The sequence below is a fragment of the Pseudomonas imperatae genome (assembly GCF_057128625.1).
Genome location: NZ_JBSKHP010000027.1, coordinates 47,600 through 66,627 on the forward strand (window position 1 = coordinate 47,600; position 19,028 = coordinate 66,627).

Genomic DNA, 19,028 nt, shown 5'->3' on the forward strand with positions numbered 1-19,028 from the left:
TGCATCCGATGATCATGTTTTCCAGCATCAATAAATGGTACGGCGAGTACCAGGCGCTTACCGACGTTACCGCCGAGGTCAAGCGCGGTGAAGTGGTGGTGCTGTGCGGGCCCTCGGGCTCGGGCAAGTCGACGCTGATCCGCACCGTCAACCGCCTGGAAGACATCCAGAAGGGCCAGATTCTGTTCGACGGCCAGGACGTCAACGGCACCGACGCCAACCTCAACCGCCTGCGCAGCCGCGTCGGCTTCGTGTTCCAGAGCTTCAACCTGTTCCCGCACCTGTCGGTGCTGGAAAACATCATCCTCACGCCCACCAAGGTGCGCGGCCTCAAGGCCAGCGACGCCCGCGCCCACGCCATGCAGTTGCTCGACCGCGTGGGCCTGGCGCACAAGGCCAGCGCCTACCCGGCGCAGCTGTCGGGCGGCCAGCAGCAGCGCGTGGCCATTGCCCGCGCGCTGGCCATGGAGCCGCCGGTGATGCTGTTCGACGAACCCACCAGCGCCCTCGACCCGGAAATGGTCGGCGAGGTGCTGAGCGTGATGAAGGGCCTGGCCAAGGAGGGCATGACCATGATGTGCGTGACCCACGAAATGAACTTCGCCCGCGAGGTGGCCGACACCATCTGGTTCATGGACGCCGGGCAGATCCTGGAAAAAGGCACCCCCGAGCAGTTCTTCAGCCAACCGTCCCACCCGCGCGCGCAGCGTTTCATCGCTGACCTGCGTGCCCACTGAATTCACCTTGATTGAACTGGAGTAAGCCCATGGCTATGAACAAACTGATGGCGGCACTGGCGTTGGCCCCCTTGGCAATCTCGGTGGCCCAGGCCGACCAGCTGGCCGACGTGATGGCGAAGAAGAGCCTGAGCTGCGGGGTCTACGCCGACGTGCCGCCGTTCTCCGCGCCCGACCCGCAGACCCGCGAGTTGGTGGGCATGGACGTCGACCTCTGCACCGCGCTGGCCAAGCGCCTGGGCGTGGCCCTGGAGCTGAAGCCGATGTCGGTGGAGGCGCGCATTCCGGAGGTGAAGATGGGCCGCGTCGACCTGATCTTCGCCAACCTGGCCTACACCAAGAGCCGCGCCGAACAGATCCAGTTCAGCGACCCGTACTACATCGCCAAGGAAACCCTGGTGGTGCGCGCGCCCAACGCCGACCAGCCGCGCGAGTTCTTCGCCGGCAAGAAAATCAGCTCCACCAAGGGCTCCACCTCCGAGCAGTCGATTCGCATGGCCAACGCCACCCCGGTGACCTTCCAGGACACCGGTTCGGCCTACATGGCCCTGCAGCAGAACAAGGTGGTGGGCCTGGTGACCAACACCATGACCGCCATCAAGCTGGTGGGCCAGGCGAAGGAGGGCGGGGTGAACCTGGCCATCGCCAAGGACCCGATGGCCCTGGAACCCATCGGCGCCGGCATGCGCCAGGGCGAACCGGCGTTCCTGGCCAAGGTCAACGAAGCCCTGCGCGCCATGGACCAGGCGGGCGAGATCGACAGCATCTGGAACCGCTGGATCGGCCCTGAAACGCCTTACAAAATGGTCCGCGAAGACAAGGTGCAGAGCCTGGCGCAGCTGAAGTTCGAGCCGTTGCCGTAAGCTTCGGACGCGGCCTGCGGCCGCTGCTACAGGTGGCTGTAGCAGCGGCCGTAGGCCGCGTCAGGCCACACTGCAAATCCAGTGATGATCATGCCGGTAAGGCGCGCGCGTGAACTTCACGTCGCGCACCAGAATGAGCCCGCGTTGCTGCAAGGCTTCGGTAAGTTCTGCCAGTGTGTCTGCTTCGAGCGTCATGGGAATTGCCTCGTCAGATTACCTGTACATAGGTCTTGACCGGGCTTTTGCCGGGATGATTCAGTTTTTCTTGCCCCTACGTTTTCCAGGGCGACCTTGGTAGGGCCTGCCTGGCATCGGCTATCGTGTTTTCATGGATTTCTTTGCGCACAGGAAGTCACCGATGAAAAACCTCTCGCTGCTGTCCGGGCTATCCCTGGCCTTGCTGTTGGCCGCCAACGCCCACGCCGCCGGGCTGGCCAGCCAAAAAAGCAGCTTCGGCACGCTGGCCGACGGCACGCCCATCGAGAAATACACCCTGAGCAACAGCCAGGGCACGCAGGTGGCGGTGATTACCTACGGCGCCATCCTGCAATCGGTGGTGGTGGCCGACAAGCATGGCGCGTTCGACGACGTGCTGCTGGGCTTCGACAACGTCCACGACTACGAACTGAAGAATAACGACCCGCACTTCGGCGCCACCATTGGCCGCTATGCCAACCGCATTGCCGACGGCAAGTTCAGCCTTGACGGCCACGCCTACAGCATTCCCGTCAACGCCGCGCCGAACGCCATGCACGGCGGCCCGGAAGGCTTCGACCGGCACGTGTGGAAAGCCACCCCTACCCATGACAAGGGCTCGGTAGGCGTGACCCTGAGCTACCTGAGCGCCGACGGCCAGATGGGCTTTCCGGGGGCACTGGACACCCAGGTCACCTACAGCCTCAACGAGCGCAATGAACTGCGCATCCAGTTCCACGCCACCACCAGCAAGCCGACGGTGATCAACCTGACCAACCACGGTTATTACAACCTGGCGGGCGCCGGCAACGGCACCATCCTCGACCAGGTCGCCACCCTGCACGCCAGCCACTACACGCCGGTGTCGGCCAAGCTGATTCCCACCGGCGAAATCGCCCCGGTGGCGGGCACGCCCATGGATTTCCTCAAACCCACGCCCATTGGCACTCATATCAAGGCTGACCACCCGCAGCTGAAGTTCGCCGAGCCCAAGCAGGGTGGCTTTGATTTCAACTACGTGCTCGACACCAAGGGCGACCTGAGCAAGCCTGCCGTGGAAATCAGCGACCCGCAGTCGGGCCGCCATCTGCAGCTGTTCACCACCCAGCCAGCGGTGCAGTTCTACACCTCCAACTCGCTGGACGGCAGCATCAGCGGCAAGGCCGGCAAGGTGTACGGGCACTGGGGCGCCTTTGCGCTGGAGGCTGAACACTACCCGGATTCGCCCAACCAGCCGGCGTTTCCGAGCACGCGCCTGAACCCAGGTGAAACGTTTCTGCAAACTACCGTGTTGAAGTTCAGCCACGAGTGATAGCCTGTGGCCTTTAGCCACGTTTTGGAAGGGAAACACATGATCTTCGGCTTCAATGGCAAGACCTGCGCCGTGTTGGCGGCAGCCCTGGTACTGGGCGGCTGCGCTTCGCTGAACACCCCTGCGGCCAAGCCCGCCGCCGGTTCGCGCACGGTGCTGCAGCACGTGATGTACCCGGCAGGCTACGAGGTGAACGTGATTCGCATCGTGCTGCCGGCCAACACCAACTCCCCGCACCACACCCACCCGGGCCTGGAATCGGGCTACGTGGCCCGTGGTTCGGTGACCATCGCCATCGATGGCCAGCCCGAGCATGTGCTGCACGCCGGGGATACCTTCGAGACCCCGGCGAACGCGCCGCACATCGTCAAGAACGGGCCGCAGGAGACGGAGATCGTCAGCACCTACATCACCGAGCTGGGCAAGCCGTTGACGCACGTGTTGCCGTAAATTGTGTGGGAGCTGGCTTGCCAGCGAGCTTTTCGGGCCTCAACAGCTCGCTGGCAAGCCAGCTCCCACAAGGGCTCAGTGAGCGTCGTCGTGGAGCAGGTGGAAGATCTCGCGCTTCATGCGGATGAAGTCCGCGTCCATCACCATGTCCAGGTTGCGCGGCCGCTCGATCGGCACGTCCAGCACCTGCTTGATGCGCCCGGGCCGTGCGCCCATGACGAAGATGCGGTCGCCCAGCAGGATGGCCTCGTCGATGTCGTGGGTCACGAACAGCACGGTCTTCTTGCTGTGTTCCCACACCTTCAGCAACAGCTGCTGCATCTGCAGCCGGGTCTGGCTGTCCAGCGCGCCGAAGGGTTCGTCCATCAACAGAATCTGCGGGTCGTTGGCCAGGGCGCGGGCGATGGCCACGCGCTGCATCATGCCGCCTGACAGCTGCTTGGCGTAGTTGCCGGCGAAGCGCTGCAGGCCTACCTCGTTGAGGTAGAACTCGACGATGTCCTTGCGCTCGGCCGCCGGCATGCCCCGGCGTTTCAGGCCGAACTCGATGTTCTGCCGCACCGTGAGCCAGGGGAACAGGGTGTAGCTCTGGAACACCATGCCACGGTCGGCGCCGGGGCCGTCCACCTGCTGGCCACCGACGTAGATGGCGCCGCTGGTGGGCTCGGCGAGGCCGGCCGTGAGGTACAGCAGGCTCGACTTGCCGCAGCCCGATGGCCCCACCAGCACCGCGAACTGCTGGTCGGGCACCTGGAACGACACCTGTTCCAGCGCGGTGAAGGTGTCGCCCGAGGGCGTCTTGTACTGCAGGCAGACCTTGTCCACCTGCAGCCGCGGCGCAGCGCTGGCGGCCGGGGCCACGGGCGTGACCAGCCGGGGTGAGGTTGCGGTTACTGAGCCCATGCGGCCACCTTTATGCGCAGGAAACGGAACAGTTGATCGGTGATCAGGCCCAACAGGCCGATGACCGCGATCGCCAGGAAAATCACGTCCACCTGGAAGCCACGCATGGCCTTCAGGCTCAGGTAGCCCAGGCCACTGGAGGCGGCCACCAGTTCAGCCACCACCAGGTACGTCCAGGCCCAGCCCATGGTCACCCGCAGGGTGTCGAGGATGCCCGGTACCGAGGCCGGGGCGATCACGTGCACCACGGCGTCGACGCGGCTGGAACCCAGGGTGTACGAGGCGTTGATCAGGTCCTTGGAGATGCCCTTGGAGACGTCGGCGATCATCACCAGTTGCTGGAAGAACACCCCGAAGATGATGATCGACACGCGCTGTTCCAGGCCGATGCCGATCCACAGGATGAACAGCGGCACGAACGAGGTCACCGGCAGGTAGCGGATGAAGTTCACCAGCGGCTCCAGGAACGCCTGCACCACGCGGAAGCTGCCCATCAGCAGCCCCACCGGCACGGCGACGATGGAGGAAACCACGAAGCCGACCATCACCACCTCGACGCTGGCCCACACGTGGGTGCCCAGGGTGCCGTCGCGCGCCAGGCGCACGGCGGCGTCCCACACCGCGCCGGGGCTGGGCAGGAACATCGCCGGCACCACGCCGCCGTAGGAGAGGAAGGCCCACAGGCCGATCAGCAGGATCCAGGCCAGGCCGCTGGCGCTCCACACCACCTGCACCGGCAGGCTGGTCTTGGGCGTGAGGCAGCGGTTGAGCCATGAGTTGCGCTTGGACATGCCAGGCTCCTATCGTGGGGTGACGAAGCGGTTGTCGATCAGGTCGCTGTAGCTGACGTTGAACGGTTTGCCCTGCAGGTCGCTGGCGGTCTGGTTGGCCAATTTGATCACGGTGGCGGCGTCGCCGCTGGTGCCGGCGGTGCCCAGCAGTTTTTCGCTCATGGCCTGGTCATAGAAGCGCACGCCCTTGGCTGCGGCGGCCAGTTCCGCCGGGTCGGCCAGGTAGCCGCCGACGCCCTTGGCCATGATCGCGTAGGCCTCCTTGGGATGTTCCTGGGTGTACTGCACGGCCTTGTACAGCCCGGCCACCAGGGCTTTTACGTCTTCAGGCTGCTTTTCCACCACGTCGCAGTTGAGCGCCACCACGTCGACGATCACGCCTGGGGTGGTGCTGCTGTCCACCAGCACCTTGCCCACGTGCTTGTCGCGCACGCTGGTCAGGTGCGGCTCCCAGGTGACGGCGGCGGGCACGCGGCCGGCGATGAAGGCGGTGGCGGCGTCGTCGGCGGTCATGTTCTGGATGGTCAGGTCGCTCATCTTCATGCCGGCGTTCTTCAGCAGGTAGGCCAGCCAGAACTGCGACACCGAGCCTTCGTTGACGGCCACGGCCTTGCCCTTGAGGCCTTGCAGGCTGCTGACGTCCTTGCCCACCAGCACGCCGTCGCCACCGTGGCTTTCATCCAGCGCGGCCACGGCCTTGAAGCAGAACTGCGGGCGGTACTTGAGAATTTCATCGAGGGTGGAGGCCGAGCCGGACAGCTTGCCCGAGGCCTGGGCTGCCATGTACATGGAGGCTTCCTCGATGGTCGGCAGCTCGACGGTCAGGCCTTTTTCCTTGAAGTAGCCCAGGTCCTGGGCCAGGTACAGGGTGCCGTAGCCGACCCAGGTGGTGTGGCCGATGGACAGGGTGCCGGCCTGGGCGCCGCTGGCGATGCCGGCGGCGAGGGCGGTGAGGGCCAGTGGGCGCACGCAGCGTGAAACGAACGACTTGATCATGTGACACTCCCGGAATCTTGGTTTTCTGATGGGTTTCTCGGGGCAGTGGGCGTAACGCCAAAAACGTTGTACGTGGGGTCTCTGACGGACCTTTTGCCTCTGTGCGGCAGGGTCGATGTTGGCCCATGTGGCGGGGCAGGAAAACGATGAAATATGTGGTCGCTAACGAGGAAAAAGGTTGTTCGGCATGCGCCGGTGATTTGATCGGGGCGTAGGTGGGAGCTGGCTTGCCAGCTCCCACACGCCCTGTTAGCCGGTGGTGCGCTCGAGTGTCGGCCGGGGGATGTTTGATTCATGCAGCATCATCGCCGCCGCCTTCTCGCCAATCATGATGCACGGCGCGTTGGTGTTGCCGCTGATCAGCGTCGGCATGATCGACGCATCCACCACCCGCAGCCCGCGCACCCCATGCACGCGCAGCTGCGGGTCGACCACGGCCAGCGGGTCGCTCCCCATCTTGCAGGTGCCCACGGGGTGGAACACGGTGGCGGCATGGTCGCGCACATAGTCCAGCAGTTGCGCGTCGCTCTGCACCTGGGCGCCGGGCAGCATTTCCTTGCCGCGCAAGGCGTCGAAGGCCGAGTCGGCGAGGATTCGCCGCGCCAGCTTGATGCCTTCGACCAGCACCTTGGCGTCGTGGGGGTCGCTGAGGAAGTTGAAGTCGATCACCAGCTTGCCGTCGCGGCCCAGGCGCAGCTCGCCGATGCTGCCGGGGCGCAGCACGCAGGTATGCACCGCGTAGCCGTGGCCCCATTCGAACAGCCGTCCACGGTGGCTGCGGTAGCCCGGCACGAAGTGGAATTGCACGTCCGGCAGCCCGTCGGCCAGGGGCGTGCGGGCGAAGCCGCCGGCTTCCACGTAGTTGGTGGTCAGCCAGCCCGTTTTGCTCAACACATAGCGCAGGGGCGCGGCGAGGATGGCCGGCAGGGCGCCGGCGGAAAAGCCCAGGGTGAGCGGGCTTTTCGAGCGCACGGTGACCAGGCCGTCCAGGTGGTCCTGAAGGTTCTTGCCCACGCCCGGCAGGTCGTGGCGCACCTCAATGCCGGCCTCGGCCAGCTCGGCGGCCGGGCCGATGCCCGAGGCCAGCAGCAGCTGCGGGCTGCCCAGGGCGCCAGCGCTGAGGATCACCTCGCGGCGGGCCTTGAGGAAGGTCTGCACGCCGTCGCTGTCCACCACCACGCCTTTGGCGACCTTTTGCTCCAGCACCACGTGCTTGACGGTGCAGTCGGTGACCACGGTGAGGTTTTCCCGCGCCAGCACCGGCGCCACGAAGGCGCGGTAGCTGGATAGGCGCCTGGCGTTCTTCTGGGTCAGGTTGTAAATGCCGCAACCCTCCAGCCGCGTGCCGTTGAAGTCGTCATTGCGCCGGATGCCGATGGCTTCGGCCGCTTTGACGAACAGCGCCGACAGCGGATTGGGATCACGCGCCGCTTCCACGTTCAGTTCGCCGCCGCTGCCGTGCAGGGTAGGGTCCTGGCCCAGGCGGTTGTTTTCCGACTGCTTGAAGTAGGGCAGCACGCTGGCCCAGTCCCAACCCGGCTGCGCCCAGCGGTCGTAGTCGCTGGCGTGGCCACGGATGTAGATCATGCTGTTCATCGAACTGGAGCCGCCCAGGGCCTTGCCGCGCGGGGTGTGCAGCGAGCGGTTGGCGAGGTGCTTCTGCGGCGCGGACAAGAAGTTCCAGCTGTACTTCTTGCTCTTGTACAGCGTGATGGTGCCGGCCGGGGTCTGGATGCGCGGGCTGTTGTCATGGCTGCCGGCCTCGATCAGGCACACCTTGACCTGCGGATCGGCGCTCAGCCGGTTGGCCAGCACGCAGCCCGAAGAGCCTGCGCCGACGATGATGTAGTCGTAGTCAGTGTTCATGCGTTTCTCCCGGCCAGCAGCGCGGGGGCGCGGAAGCGGCGGCTGAGCAGGTAGTAGACCGGCGAGATCACCAGCAGCCCGACGATCCAGGAAATGTCGGCGCCGCCCATGGCCTTGGCCACCACGCCGGTGTACAGCTCGGTGGCCATGAACGGCACCTGCACCAGCACGCCCAGCACGTAGCAGCCCACGGCGGTCCAGTTGAAGGTGCCGTAAATGCCGCCATCGCGGCGGAAGAACGACGCCACGTCGTAGCTGCCGTGGGCCACCAGGTAGTAGTCCACCAGGTTGATGGCGGTCCAGGGCACCAGCACGTACAACAGCAGCAGGATGAAGTTGGTGTAGTTGGCCATGAAGTCATCCTGGCCCAGCAGCGCCAGGGCCAGGGAAATACCGAACAGCACCAGTGCGGTAACGGTGCGCGACAGGGCGCCGGCCGACCATTTCGGTACCAGGGTCTGGCCCACGGTGATGGCCGACAGGGTGCCGCAGTACAGGTTCATGGCATTGGTGGCGGCGATGCCCACCGAGAACACCGCCACCACCAGGGTGGCGATGGGGCCGGTCAGCTCGATCAGGCCGGCGATGATGTCACCGTTAACGCTCAGGCCGACGATTACCCCCAGGGCCATGGGCAGGATGGAGCCCAGGCAGCAGCCCCAGTAGCTGGACCAGAAGGCCGCGCGGCCGCCGGTGTCGGCGGGCATGTAGCGCGAGTAGTCCGACACGTACGGCGCGTAGGCCAGCTGCCACAGCGCCGCCACCGACAGGGTGCCGAGGAAGCCGGGCAGGTTGAAGGCGTTGCGTTGCAGGAAGTCGGCGGGCAGGCCGTGCACGGCGACGATCCAGATGAAGCACAACAGCAGGATGGCCCCCGACAGGTAGGACATCAGCCGCGTGTAGGCGTGGATCAGGCGGTAGCCGAACACCGTCGCCACCACGCTGATCAGCCCCACCAGGACGATGCCCTGGTTGGTGCTGACCAGGGCGTATTGGCTGTGCAGCGACTGCCCGCCCAGCACCAGGTTGGAGGCGAAGAAGCCCAGGTACATGATCACTACCAGGGCCACCACCAGCAAGGAGCCGTAGGAGCCGAACTGGCCGCGGGTCTGCACCATCTGCGGCACGCCCAGCTGCGGGCCCTGGGCCGAGTGCAGGGCCATGAACACGCCGCCGATGAGGTTGCCGGCCACCAGCGCCAGTAGGGCGGCGGTGAAGGGCAGCTTGAACACCGTCACCGCCAGGGCGCCGGTGACCACGGTCAGCAGCATGATGTTGGAGCCGAACCAGATGGTGAACAGGTCGCGGGCGCGACCGTGGCGCTGGTCGGCGGCAATGGGCTGGATGGTGCTCAACTCCAGGGTAGCGGGCTTGGGGGTGGGGTGATTCATGGCATGCGTTCGCTCTATGGGTGGCGGGCAGATAAATCAAGGAAGTGCTGCATGGTTTTTATTCTTCTCTCGCCTCAATCCGGTAGGAGCCGACCTTGGTCGCGATGCAGGCGACACGGTTTGGCGGTGTCGCCATCGCGACCAAGGTCGGCTCCTACGGAAAAGGGGTGGTTCAGCGCAGCTGGAACCAGGTGGTTTTCAGCTGGGTGTACTTGTCGAACGAGTGCAGCGACAGGTCGCGGCCAAAGCCCGACTGCTTGCCGCCGCCGAAAGGCACGCACACGTCGAGGGCGTCGACGGTGTTCACCGACACGGTGCCGGCATTCAAGCGCCGTGCCACGCGGTGGGCGCGGTTGAGGTCGTCGGTCCACAACGAGGCGGCCAGGCCATAGATGTGGTCGTTGGCCAGCTGCACCGCTTCGTCTTCGTGGTCGAACGCGCTGATGGCCAGCACCGGGCCGAACACTTCCTCGCGGGCCAGGCGCATGTCGGCGCGCACCTCGGTGAACAGCGTCGGCTGGATGAAGTTGTTCGAGCCATTGAAGGCCAGGCGTTCACCACCGGCCACGCGGCGGGCGCCGCTGGCGTCGGCGTCGGCGATGTGCTCCATGATGCGCGCCGCCTGGCTGGCGTCGACGATGGCGCCCATCTTGCTGGCCGGGTCCAGCGGGTCGCCGGGCTGCCAGTCGCGGGCCTTGGCCACCAGGCGTTCGACGAACTCGTCGTGGATGCTGCGCTCCACCAGCAGCCGCGAGTTGGCCGAGCACACCTCGCCCTGGTTGAAGAAAATGCCGAAGGCGGCTTTCTCGGCGGCCAGGTCCAGGTCCTGGCAGTCGGCGAACACCAGGTTCGGGCTCTTGCCGCCGCACTCCAGCCACACCTGCTTGAGGTTGGACTGCGCGGCGTACTGCATGAAGTATTTGCCCACCTGGGTGGAGCCGGTGAACGCCAGGGCGTCGACGTCCGGGTGCAGGCCCAGGGCGCGGCCGGCCTGCTCGCCTAGGCCGGTGACCACGCTGAACACACCCTCGGGCACGCCGGCCTGCAGGGCCAGTTCCACCAGGTGCAGGGCCGAGAACGGCGACTGCTCGGCGGGCTTGAGGATCACGCTGTTGCCGGCGGCCAGCGCCGGGGCCAGCTTCCAGGCGGCCATGTCCAGCGGGAAGTTCCACGGCACCACGGCGGCGATCACCCCCAGCGGCTCGCGGGTGATGGTGGCCAGGGTGCCGGGGCCGGTGGGTGCCACCTGGTCGTAGAGCTTATCGAGGCTTTCGGCGTACCAGGCGAACACCTGGGCGGCGCCGGGCACGTCGATGTTCCAGGCGTCCATCACCGGCTTGCCCATGCTCAGCGAGTCGAGCAGCGCCAGCTCTTCGCGGTGCGCCAGGATCAGCTCGGCCAGGCGCAGCAGCACCGCCTTGCGCTCGCGCGGTGCCATGCGCGCCCACGGGCCGTTGGCGAAGCTGTGGCGCGCCACCTGCACGGCCAGGTCGACGTCGGCGTCGCCACAGGCGGCGACGTGGGCGAGCAGGGCGTTGGTGGCGGGGTTGATGACCGCGAAGGTCTCGCCCGACAGCGCCGCATGGGCGCGGCCGTCGATGTGGGCGGTGGTGATGAAGCGTTGTTCACGGGCCAGGCGTTGCCAGGTGCTGAGGTCGGTCACGGTGGTCTCCAGAATCCATGTCCACGGTTGATGGGGGTGATACTGGGCGATGCGTGGCGGGCAGGAAATTAGTAAAAATGTGCTCCGCCTCGATAAAAAACCTCGGCAGTTCCGGTGACCGGTAGGAGCCGGCCTTGGCCGCGATGACGGTTGGCCTGCCACACCTGCGGTGGCCGCATCGCGACCAAGGTCGGCTCCTACGGTGGTTGTGTCACGGCGTATGCAGATACTCGGCAACACGCCCCAGCATCACATCGCACGCTTCCAACTGCGCCACGCTGACGAACTCGTCGGGCTTGTGCCCCTGGTCCATGCTCCCCGGCCCGCACACCACCGTGGCGATGCCAAGGGCGTCGAACAGCCCGCCCTCGGTGCCGAACGCCACGGTGCCGAAGGCGTCACTGCCACAAAACTGCGCAATCAACTGCGCCGCCTGGCTGTGCCGGTCGGTGGCCAGGCCCGGGTAGGCCGACAGCTCGGTGAAGCGAATGGCGCTGTCGGCGTGCACCGCCTGCATGCGCGGCAACACTTCGGTGCGCGCGTAGCGCTGCAGCTGCTCGGCCACCTGGCGTGGGTCGTGGGCGGGCAGGGCGCGCACCTCGAAGTCGAACCGGCAGTCCTCGGGCACGATATTCAAGGCCTTGCCGCCGCCGATCACGCCGGTCTGCACGGTGCTGAACGGTGGCTCGAAGCGCGGGTCATGCAGCTCCGGCGCGCGCAGCCCGGCGCCGATGCGCCCCAGTTCGCCGATCAGTTCGGCGGCGTATTCGATGGCGTTCACCCCTTGGGGCGCGTAGGCCGAATGGCAGGCCGCGCCGTGCACGTCGCAGCGCATGGCCAGCTTGCCCTTGTGGCCCAGCACCGGCTTGAGTTCGGTGGGCTCGCCGATGATGCACAGCAGCGGCCGGTGCGGCCGCTGGGCCAGTTCGGCGAGCAGCGAGCGCACGCCCAGGCAGCCGACTTCTTCGTCGTAGCTCAGGGCGATATGCACCGGCAGGCGCAGCGGCGCGGCCAGCAACGTCGGCACCGCCGCCAGCACGCAGGCGATGTAGCCCTTCATGTCGGCGGCGCCACGGCCGTACAGCTTGCCGTCCTGCTCGGTGAGGCTGAACGGCGGCACGCTCCAGGCCTGGCCGTCGGCGGGCACCACGTCGGTGTGGCCCGACAGCACGATGCCGGGGCGGTCGTCCGGGCCCAGGGTGGCAAACAGGTTGGCCTTGCTGCGCTGCTCGTTGAAGATCAGCTGGCAGGGCACGTCGAAGCGGGCCAGGTAGTCGCGCACGTATTCGATCAGTTGCAGGTTGGACTCACGGCTGGTGGTGTCGAAGCCGATCAGGTCGGCCAGCAAGGCACGGCTATTCATCCCCGGGCACGCCGTAGCTGGGGGCCTTGGTCGGGTCCAGGGCGCGGGTCAGGTAGTCCTGCAGCTGCGGGCGGTAGGCGTGCCAGAGCGTCGCCAGGGCGTCGATGGGGGCTTCGTCGGCCCAGTCCACGCGCAGGTCGACGATGGGCCAGGTCAGTTCGCCCACCACCACCAGCGCTGCCGAATGCACCGGCCCGGCTTCGCCACCGGCGGCCACGGCGGCCTGCATGGCGGCCAGCAGGCGGTCGGCCAGTTGACCTTCGCTGGTTTCGAAGGTGCGCACCAGGGTGTCGATCACGGCGCGGTCGGCGAGCATGTTGCCGGCGCCCACGCATTGCTCGCCTGCCACGGCGTTGTGTGTGCCCAGGGTCTCGCTGCCGCTGAAATGCGCGGCGTTGCCCAAGTGGTCCAGGGCGGTGACCTGGCGGTACTGGCTGTAGCCGTTGCTGGTCAGCGCCTTGTCCAGCGCCTGGGCGGGGGTGAGGCCCTGTTCCAGCTGGTCGAGCACCTGCGGGCCCAGGGCCGGCAGGGTGATGTTCTGGGTGGACACCGCGCCCACGCCGGGGCGCAGCCACGGGCAGCGCGCGCCCACGGCGATGCTGGAAGAGCTGATGGCAATGCCCAGTTGGCCGGTTTCGGCGCAGCGGCCGACGATGGAGAAGGTCATGAGGGTTCGTCCTGTTGAGTGCTCAAGACCATCATGGCCATGGCCCCGGGCGGGCGAAACGAGGATTTTTATCGTCGCAGGTTCGTAAAAAGCTCTGTAACTGAATAATCGCCTGTGCCCAAAAAGGCCAGCGCAGCCTACGGCAGCGGCTACAACCCGTAGCCGCTGCCGTAGGCTGCGCTGGCCCTGACGGCCGGGCACCGCGTACGGGTTAGAGCACGCCGATCTCGCGGGCGGTGCGGTCCACGGCGATGCGGGTCTTGTCCACCAGCTCGTCCAGCTCCAGGCGCGTGGCCACCAGCGCCGGCGCCATGATCATGCGCCCCAGGGTGCTGCGGATAATCAGGCCTTCCTCGAAGCCGATGGTGCGGCAGCGCCAGGCGATGTCGTTCTCGTTGGCGAAGCGCTGGCGCGTGGCCTTGTCCTGGGTGAACTGCAGCGCCGCCACCAGGCCGATGCCTTGCACCTCGCCCACCAAGGGGTGATTGCCGAACACCTCGCGCAGGGTGTTCTGCAGGTAGGGGCCAGTGTCGCTTTTCACCTGGGCCACCACGCCTTCGTCCCGCAGGGCCTTGAGGTTGGCAATCGCCACCGCCGCCGCCACCGGGTGGCCGGAGTAGGTCAGGCCGTGGGCGAACACGCCGCCGCGCTCCACCAGCGCCTCGGCCATGCGTTTGGACAGGATCAGCCCGCCCATGGGGATGTAGCCCGAGGTCAGGCCCTTGGCGATGGACAGGGTGTCGGGCTCGAAGCCCAGGGCCTGGTGGGCGAACCACTCGCCGGTGCGGCCAAAGCCGCCGATGACTTCGTCGGCGCACAGCAGCACGTCATGCTTGCGGCAGATGCGCTGGATTTCCGGCCAGTAGGTGGCCGGCGGGATGATCATGCCGCCAGCACCCTGGAAGGGTTCGGCGACGAAGGCGGCGACCTTGTCGGCGCCCAGTTCGAGGATTTTGTCTTCCAGCTGCCGCGCCGCGCGCAGGCCGAACTCTTCTGGCGTGAGGTTGCCTTCGTGGGCGTACCAGTAGGGTTCGTCGATGTGCGCCACGTCGGGCACGGTGCCGCCCATGTCGTGCATGAACTTCATGCCGCCCAGCGCCGTGGCCGCCAGGGTGGAGCCGTGGTAGCCGTTCCAGCGGCCGATCATGATCTTCTTCTCGGGCTTGCCCTGCACCTGCCAGAACTTGCGTACGGTGCGGATCAGCACCTCGTTGGCCTCGGAGCCGGAGTTGGTGTAGATGGCGTGGCTGTAGTGGCCGGGCAGCAGGCTGAACAGCAGCTCGGACAGTTCGATGACCGCCGGGTGGGTGGTGTGGAAGAACATGTTGTAGTACGGCAGCTGTTCCAGCTGCTGGCTGGCGGCAGCGGCCAGGTCCTTGCGGCCGTAGCCCAGGTTGGTGCACCACAGGCCGGACATGCCGTCCAGGTAGCGCTTGCCTTCGTTGTCCCACAGGGCCAGGCGCTCGCCGCGCACCATCACCCGCGGGCCTTCGGCGTTCAGGGCTTTCTGGTCGACGAAGGCGTGGATGTGGTGGGCGGCGTCGGCGGCCTGGTAATCACGGGTGCTGCGGGTAGGGCGGGTCTGGTCGGACATTGCCTGGCTCCTGGGGCGGCGAAGTGTGGATTAATTATTTGCAGCCAAAAATATTTTTGTAAACAAAATATTTTGCAGAGAAAAGACAAACCCTTACCCTAGGGGCTTCCATGCCGCCGCCCAGAGCCTCCATGACCGGTCTACGCGAAAGACAGAAAGAACAGCGCCGCCAGGTCATCGCCGAGGCGGCCCTGGCGCTGTTCATCAGCCAGGGCTTTGGCGCCACTACCCTTGAGCAGATTGCCAACCGCGCAGGGGTCTCGGCGCCCACGGTGGTGAACTATTTCGGCGGCAAGCAGGAGATCTTGCTGACCCTGCTCAAGGGTCCCGACCAGCAGGCCATGCTGGAGGCGCGGGCGCACCTGGACGACGACTCCGACCCGCTGGACGCCCTGTGCGAGCTGGAAGGGCTGATGACCCGCTACCAGCTGCAGGCCATGCCCGCCACCTTGTGGCGCGAGCTGGCGCCGTTCCTGTTCACCGGCGAGTTCGCCGCGGTGCTGCAGCCCTGGAACGACGCGGTGGTGGCCGAGACCCGCGCGCTGCTGGCGCACTTCCAGCGCCTGGGCAAGGTGCGCGCCGAGGTGGACATCGAGGTGGCGGCGACGTTGTTCAACCAGTACGCGAACCTGGCGTTTATCCGCCTGGCCACCGAGCCTGCTCCCGATCGCGCCGCCCATGCCGCGCACATGCGCGCCATGCTCGGGCTGCTGTGCCATGGCCTGCTGGCTGCGCAGTGCTAGTGACGCGGCCTGACGACCGCTGCTACAGGTAACGCGCTGTAGCAGCTGCCGGAGGCTGCGTCACTAGCGACGCGGTTCTTCGGCCGCCTAGCTTTTTCCTGCCCTGCGACCACAAAAAACCTCATTTCGCCCGCCACCGTCCTTGCACAGAATGCGCTCAAGAGCACCCACCTGACCGAACCACTTCGGCACGCTTTTGAGAAGGACACAGACATGACAGTGGCAACCGTGGAAATCGATACGCTTATCGTCGGCGCCGGCCAGGCCGGCGTGGCCATGAGTGAGCACCTGAGCAAGCTGGGTGTGCCGCACCTGGTGCTGGAGCGCAACCGCATCGCCGAGCGCTGGCGCACCGGCCGCTGGGATTCGCTGGTGGCCAACGGCCCGGCCTGGCACGACCGCTTCCCCGGCATGGAATTCGATGACCTGAGCCCCGACGGTTTCGCCCCCAAGGAGCGCGTGGCCGACTACTTCGAAGCCTATGCGCGCAAGTTCAACGCGCCGATCCGCACCGGCGTGGAGGTGAAGAAGGTGCAGCGCAACGCCGGCCGTCCCGGCTTCACCGTGGACACCAGCGAAGGCGTCATCGAGGCCAACCGCGTGGTGGTCGCCACCGGGCCGTTCCAGGTGCCGGTGATTCCTGCCATTGCCCCCAGGAACGTGCCGTTGACCCAGATCCACTCCGCCGACTACCGCAACCCGCAGCAACTGCCGGCCGGTGGCGTGCTGGTGGTGGGCGCCGGCTCCTCCGGCGTGCAGATCGCCGATGAACTGCGCCGCGCCGGCCGCGACGTGTACCTGTCGGTAGGCCAGCACGACCGGCCGCCACGGGCCTACCGCGGGCGGGATTTCTGCTGGTGGCTGGGGGTGCTGGGCGAGTGGGACGCGGCGGCCATGAAGCCGGGCCGCGAGCACGTCACCATCGCCGTCAGCGGCGCCCATGGCGGGCGCACCGTGGACTTCCGCGAACTGGCGCAGCAGGGCATGACCCTGGTGGGCCTGACCCAGGCCTTCGACGGCGCGGTGGCGCGCTTCCAGCCGGACCTGGTCGACAACCTCAAGCGCGGCGACGACAACTACCTGGCCCTGCTGGACGCTGCCGACGCCTACATCGAGCGCAACGGCCTCGACCTTACGCCCGAGCCCGGCGCGCGCCGGGTGTTCGCCGACGCGCCGTGCATCAGCCAGCCGCTGCAGCAGCTGGACCTGCTGGCAGCCGGGGTCAGCACCATCATCTGGGCCACCGGCTTTGCCACCGACTACACCTGGCTGGCCGTCGACGCCTTCGACGCCAAGGGCAAGCCTATCCACCAGCGCGGCGTGTCCACCGAGCCGGGCGTGTACTTCCTCGGCCTGCCGTGGCAGTCGCGGCGCGGCTCGTCGTTCATCTGGGGCGTGTGGCACGACGCCAAGTACATCGCCGACCAGATCGCCATCCAGCGCCAATACGCCGCCTACCACCGTGATGCCAGCCAGCGTCAGGCCTGGGTCGCGGAAAAAACCACCGTCAGCGCCTGATTACTGCCATTTGCCAAGGAGCCACCGATGCCAACCCATACCCGTATCCGCATGTTCAACACCAAGGAAACCTACCCCAACCAGGCCCTGGACAACGACCTGTGCCAGGCCGTGCGCGCCGGCAACACCGTGTACGTGCGCGGCCAGGTGGGCACTGATTTCGAAGGCAACCTGGTGGGCCTCGGCGACCCCCGCGCCCAGGCCGAACAGGCGATGAAAAACGTCAAGCAACTGCTGGAAGAGGCAGGCTCGGACCTGTCGCACATCGTCAAGACCACCACCTACCTGATCGACCCGCGTTACCGCGAGCCGGTGTACCAGGAAGTGGGAAAATGGCTGAAGGGCGTATTCCCGATTTCCACCGGGCTGGTGGTGTCGGCGCTGGGGCAGCCGCAGTGGTTGATGGAGATTGATGTGATTGCCGTGATCCCGGATTGACCGTTGGCCGCGGACGCCGCCTGCGGCAGCTGCTACGGGGCTGCACAAGGCCGGCTCCCTTGTGGGAGCTGGCTTGCCAGCGAGCTTTCATGGCCCCAACAGCTCGCTGGCAAGCCAGCTCCCACAGGATGTAGCAGCGGGGTTCGTGATTCAGGTCAGCATCGACGCCTTGAACAAGCGCTTGCGGTCGATGGTCTTGCCCGACAGCATGAACTGGCCCATGCCCTGGTAATGCAGGGTTTCGGGCTGGGCGGGCGAGGGCGCCACATGGGCCTTCACCACCTCGAAGATAAACAGGTTATAGCCATCCACCATGGCGTCATCGTGCAACCGGCACTCGAAATTGGCGTGGCACTCTTCGATCAGCGGCGCCTTGACCTTGGTGGCCTTGCCCGCTGTCAAGCCGAAGTGTTCGAACTTGTCCAACTCGGTGCCCGAGCAGTTGCCAATCCCCACCACCGTGTCCACCCACTTCGCCTCGGGCAGGTTGATCACGCATTCGCCACTGTTGCGCACCAGCTCGAACGAATGGTTGGCGCTGGAGATCACGCAGCCGATCAGCGAGGGCGTGAACTCCATCACCATGTGCCAGCCCAGCGTCATGATGTTGCTCTGGTCTTGCCAGCGCGACGACAGCAGCACGATGGGGCCAGGTTCCAGGAAGTGGCGGACGTTGGCGACGGGGAAGGATCGTTTCGTGGCGGGCATGGGGATCTCCGGGTGGGTTGATCTCCCTTGTTTGGGTAGCACGGGCGGAAAAAATTCAATAAGTCAGACGATATTCAAAACAAATTGGATCCAGCCGAACGGTAGGCTCACCCTATCGACCGCATGATGGCACACTGATATATTTGCGCCATCACTCACCCACCCCAGCGTGAAGAAATGAACCCCCTCAAGTCGCTCCTGGCAGCCTGTGTGCTGCTCAGCGGGTGCAATGGAATGCCGACCGCTTACACCACGGACCCTGTCTATGACCAAGCCTTCGTCGTTCACTCAGGGGGGCCTTTGCCCTTTATGCTGATGGGCACGGCGGTGCAGTGGAACGCCGATTATGCGGTCACGGTGAAACACATTCCATACCTGTCCGGCGCCGTCTATCAGGGCCAGGCGGATGTGCAGTTCTTCCGTCACAAGGCCGAGGGTGCGCCGCAGTGGCGCGCCTATGTGCCGGGCGAGACGCTGACGGCGGTGGGCTTCAATTCCCTCTATGTACCGGTGAAAGGCCAGGGCCGCGCGCTGCCGGCCATGGTGCGGCTGGACGCGAAGGAAGGCAACGTGATGTACGCCACCAACGATGCGCCCACGGCCAAGGGCATGTCCGGCGGGCCGGTGTTTGCCGCCGACGGCAAGGTGGTGGGGATCAACGTGGCGTACCTGACCCACGGCGACCTGGCGGGCCTCAAGCGCGCCGACCTGGCCAACCAACCGCGGGTCAGTGTGTTCCTGCCCTATGCCGAGATCAGCCGGGAGTGGAACCGTTACCTGGCGCAGTCGCAGCCGGTGAAGGCCCCCACAAGCCTCGCCAGCCGCTGATG

Annotated in this window: 19 protein-coding genes; 8 read left to right on the plus strand and 11 right to left on the minus strand. The window is 66.1% G+C overall.

Annotation, left to right across the window (positions count from 1 at the left end; all coding sequences use genetic code 11):
* The first annotated feature begins 8 nt into the window (after positions 1 to 8).
* Together ACWKWX_RS26570 and ACWKWX_RS26575 are read left to right on the plus strand one after the other, a co-directional pair.
* Entirely contained in the window at positions 9 to 737 is a 729-nt protein-coding gene (locus ACWKWX_RS26570) for an amino acid ABC transporter ATP-binding protein (RefSeq protein ID WP_483829353.1), read from the plus strand.
* 29 nt (positions 738 to 766) lie between these two features.
* Positions 767 to 1,600, plus strand: coding sequence for an ABC transporter substrate-binding protein (locus ACWKWX_RS26575; RefSeq protein WP_476300243.1), 834 nt, complete (start codon positions 767 to 769; stop codon positions 1,598 to 1,600).
* A 60-nt stretch (positions 1,601 to 1,660) separates the two neighbouring features.
* On the opposite strand, the gene ACWKWX_RS26580 is transcribed toward ACWKWX_RS26575, so the two are convergent.
* Positions 1,661 to 1,795, minus strand: a complete 135-nt coding sequence (locus ACWKWX_RS26580; RefSeq protein ID WP_416424011.1) for a hypothetical protein — start codon at positions 1,793 to 1,795, stop codon at positions 1,661 to 1,663.
* A gap of 163 nt (positions 1,796 to 1,958) precedes the next feature.
* On the opposite strand from ACWKWX_RS26580, the gene ACWKWX_RS26585 reads away from it, so the two are divergent.
* Both ACWKWX_RS26585 and ACWKWX_RS26590 read left to right on the plus strand, forming a co-directional pair.
* Positions 1,959 to 3,107: an aldose epimerase family protein gene (locus ACWKWX_RS26585; RefSeq protein ID WP_473006503.1), complete on the plus strand. Its 1,149-nt coding sequence runs from the start codon at positions 1,959 to 1,961 to the stop codon at positions 3,105 to 3,107.
* Between the two features lie 39 nt (positions 3,108 to 3,146).
* Positions 3,147 to 3,557, plus strand: coding sequence for a cupin domain-containing protein (locus ACWKWX_RS26590; RefSeq protein WP_483829334.1), 411 nt, complete (start codon positions 3,147 to 3,149; stop codon positions 3,555 to 3,557).
* 75 nt (positions 3,558 to 3,632) lie between these two features.
* Here the strand turns inward: ACWKWX_RS26590 and ACWKWX_RS26595 are convergent, their stop codons facing one another.
* From ACWKWX_RS26595 to ACWKWX_RS26635, 9 genes are all read right to left on the minus strand, one after another.
* Positions 3,633 to 4,460: an ABC transporter ATP-binding protein gene (locus ACWKWX_RS26595; protein WP_483829335.1), complete on the minus strand. Its 828-nt coding sequence runs from the start codon at positions 4,458 to 4,460 to the stop codon at positions 3,633 to 3,635.
* Positions 4,448 to 5,251: an ABC transporter permease gene (locus ACWKWX_RS26600; protein ID WP_475504818.1), complete on the minus strand. Its 804-nt coding sequence runs from the start codon at positions 5,249 to 5,251 to the stop codon at positions 4,448 to 4,450. The genes ACWKWX_RS26595 and ACWKWX_RS26600 overlap by 13 nt, the downstream gene beginning before the upstream one ends.
* A gap of 9 nt (positions 5,252 to 5,260) precedes the next feature.
* Entirely contained in the window at positions 5,261 to 6,247 is a 987-nt protein-coding gene (locus tag ACWKWX_RS26605; RefSeq protein WP_483829336.1) for an ABC transporter substrate-binding protein, read from the minus strand.
* Positions 6,248 to 6,496: 249 nt separating this feature from the next.
* On the minus strand, positions 6,497 to 8,113 hold the full coding sequence (locus ACWKWX_RS26610) for a GMC family oxidoreductase (protein ID WP_483829337.1): 1,617 nt from the start codon (positions 8,111 to 8,113) through the stop codon (positions 6,497 to 6,499).
* A complete protein-coding gene (locus ACWKWX_RS26615; RefSeq protein ID WP_473006507.1) occupies positions 8,110 to 9,504 on the minus strand; it encodes a purine-cytosine permease family protein in 1,395 nt (464 codons plus the stop codon). Before ACWKWX_RS26615 ends, ACWKWX_RS26610 begins: the two co-directional genes overlap by 4 nt.
* Before the next feature lie 172 nt (positions 9,505 to 9,676).
* Positions 9,677 to 11,167 carry an aldehyde dehydrogenase gene (locus tag ACWKWX_RS26620; RefSeq protein ID WP_483829338.1) on the minus strand — a complete coding sequence of 497 codons (1,491 nt, stop codon included), beginning with the start codon at positions 11,165 to 11,167 and terminating at the stop codon, positions 9,677 to 9,679.
* Positions 11,168 to 11,378: 211 nt separating this feature from the next.
* Positions 11,379 to 12,530 (minus strand): acetylornithine deacetylase, encoded by a 1,152-nt coding sequence (gene argE, locus ACWKWX_RS26625; protein ID WP_483829339.1) that lies wholly within the window; start codon positions 12,528 to 12,530, stop codon positions 11,379 to 11,381.
* On the minus strand, positions 12,523 to 13,197 hold the full coding sequence (locus ACWKWX_RS26630; protein WP_416424021.1) for a DUF1028 domain-containing protein: 675 nt from the start codon (positions 13,195 to 13,197) through the stop codon (positions 12,523 to 12,525). The genes argE and ACWKWX_RS26630 overlap by 8 nt, the downstream gene beginning before the upstream one ends.
* Before the next feature lie 211 nt (positions 13,198 to 13,408).
* The gene (locus ACWKWX_RS26635; RefSeq protein WP_473006511.1) at positions 13,409 to 14,791 is read right to left on the minus strand and encodes an aspartate aminotransferase family protein; all 1,383 of its coding nucleotides are present in this window, start codon (positions 14,789 to 14,791) and stop codon (positions 13,409 to 13,411) included.
* A gap of 131 nt (positions 14,792 to 14,922) precedes the next feature.
* Here ACWKWX_RS26635 and ACWKWX_RS26640 point away from each other — a divergent pair, with 131 nt between their 5' ends.
* The 3 genes from ACWKWX_RS26640 to ACWKWX_RS26650 all read left to right on the plus strand — a co-directional run bounded on the left by ACWKWX_RS26640 (position 14,923) and on the right by ACWKWX_RS26650 (position 17,490).
* Positions 14,923 to 15,534, plus strand: a complete 612-nt coding sequence (locus ACWKWX_RS26640) for a TetR/AcrR family transcriptional regulator (RefSeq protein ID WP_483829340.1) — start codon at positions 14,923 to 14,925, stop codon at positions 15,532 to 15,534.
* 213 nt (positions 15,535 to 15,747) lie between these two features.
* Entirely contained in the window at positions 15,748 to 17,052 is a 1,305-nt protein-coding gene (locus ACWKWX_RS26645; RefSeq protein WP_483829341.1) for a flavin-containing monooxygenase, read from the plus strand.
* A gap of 27 nt (positions 17,053 to 17,079) precedes the next feature.
* Entirely contained in the window at positions 17,080 to 17,490 is a 411-nt protein-coding gene (locus ACWKWX_RS26650) for a RidA family protein (RefSeq protein ID WP_416424026.1), read from the plus strand.
* A gap of 150 nt (positions 17,491 to 17,640) precedes the next feature.
* Here the strand turns inward: ACWKWX_RS26650 and ACWKWX_RS26655 are convergent, their stop codons facing one another.
* Positions 17,641 to 18,198 carry a flavin reductase family protein gene (locus ACWKWX_RS26655; protein WP_483829342.1) on the minus strand — a complete coding sequence of 186 codons (558 nt, stop codon included), beginning with the start codon at positions 18,196 to 18,198 and terminating at the stop codon, positions 17,641 to 17,643.
* 177 nt (positions 18,199 to 18,375) lie between these two features.
* On the opposite strand from ACWKWX_RS26655, the gene ACWKWX_RS26660 reads away from it, so the two are divergent.
* Complete coding sequence (locus ACWKWX_RS26660) at positions 18,376 to 19,026, plus strand: trypsin-like peptidase domain-containing protein (protein ID WP_483829343.1); 651 nt, start codon at positions 18,376 to 18,378, stop codon at positions 19,024 to 19,026.
* Positions 19,027 to 19,028: the final 2 nt, after the last annotated feature.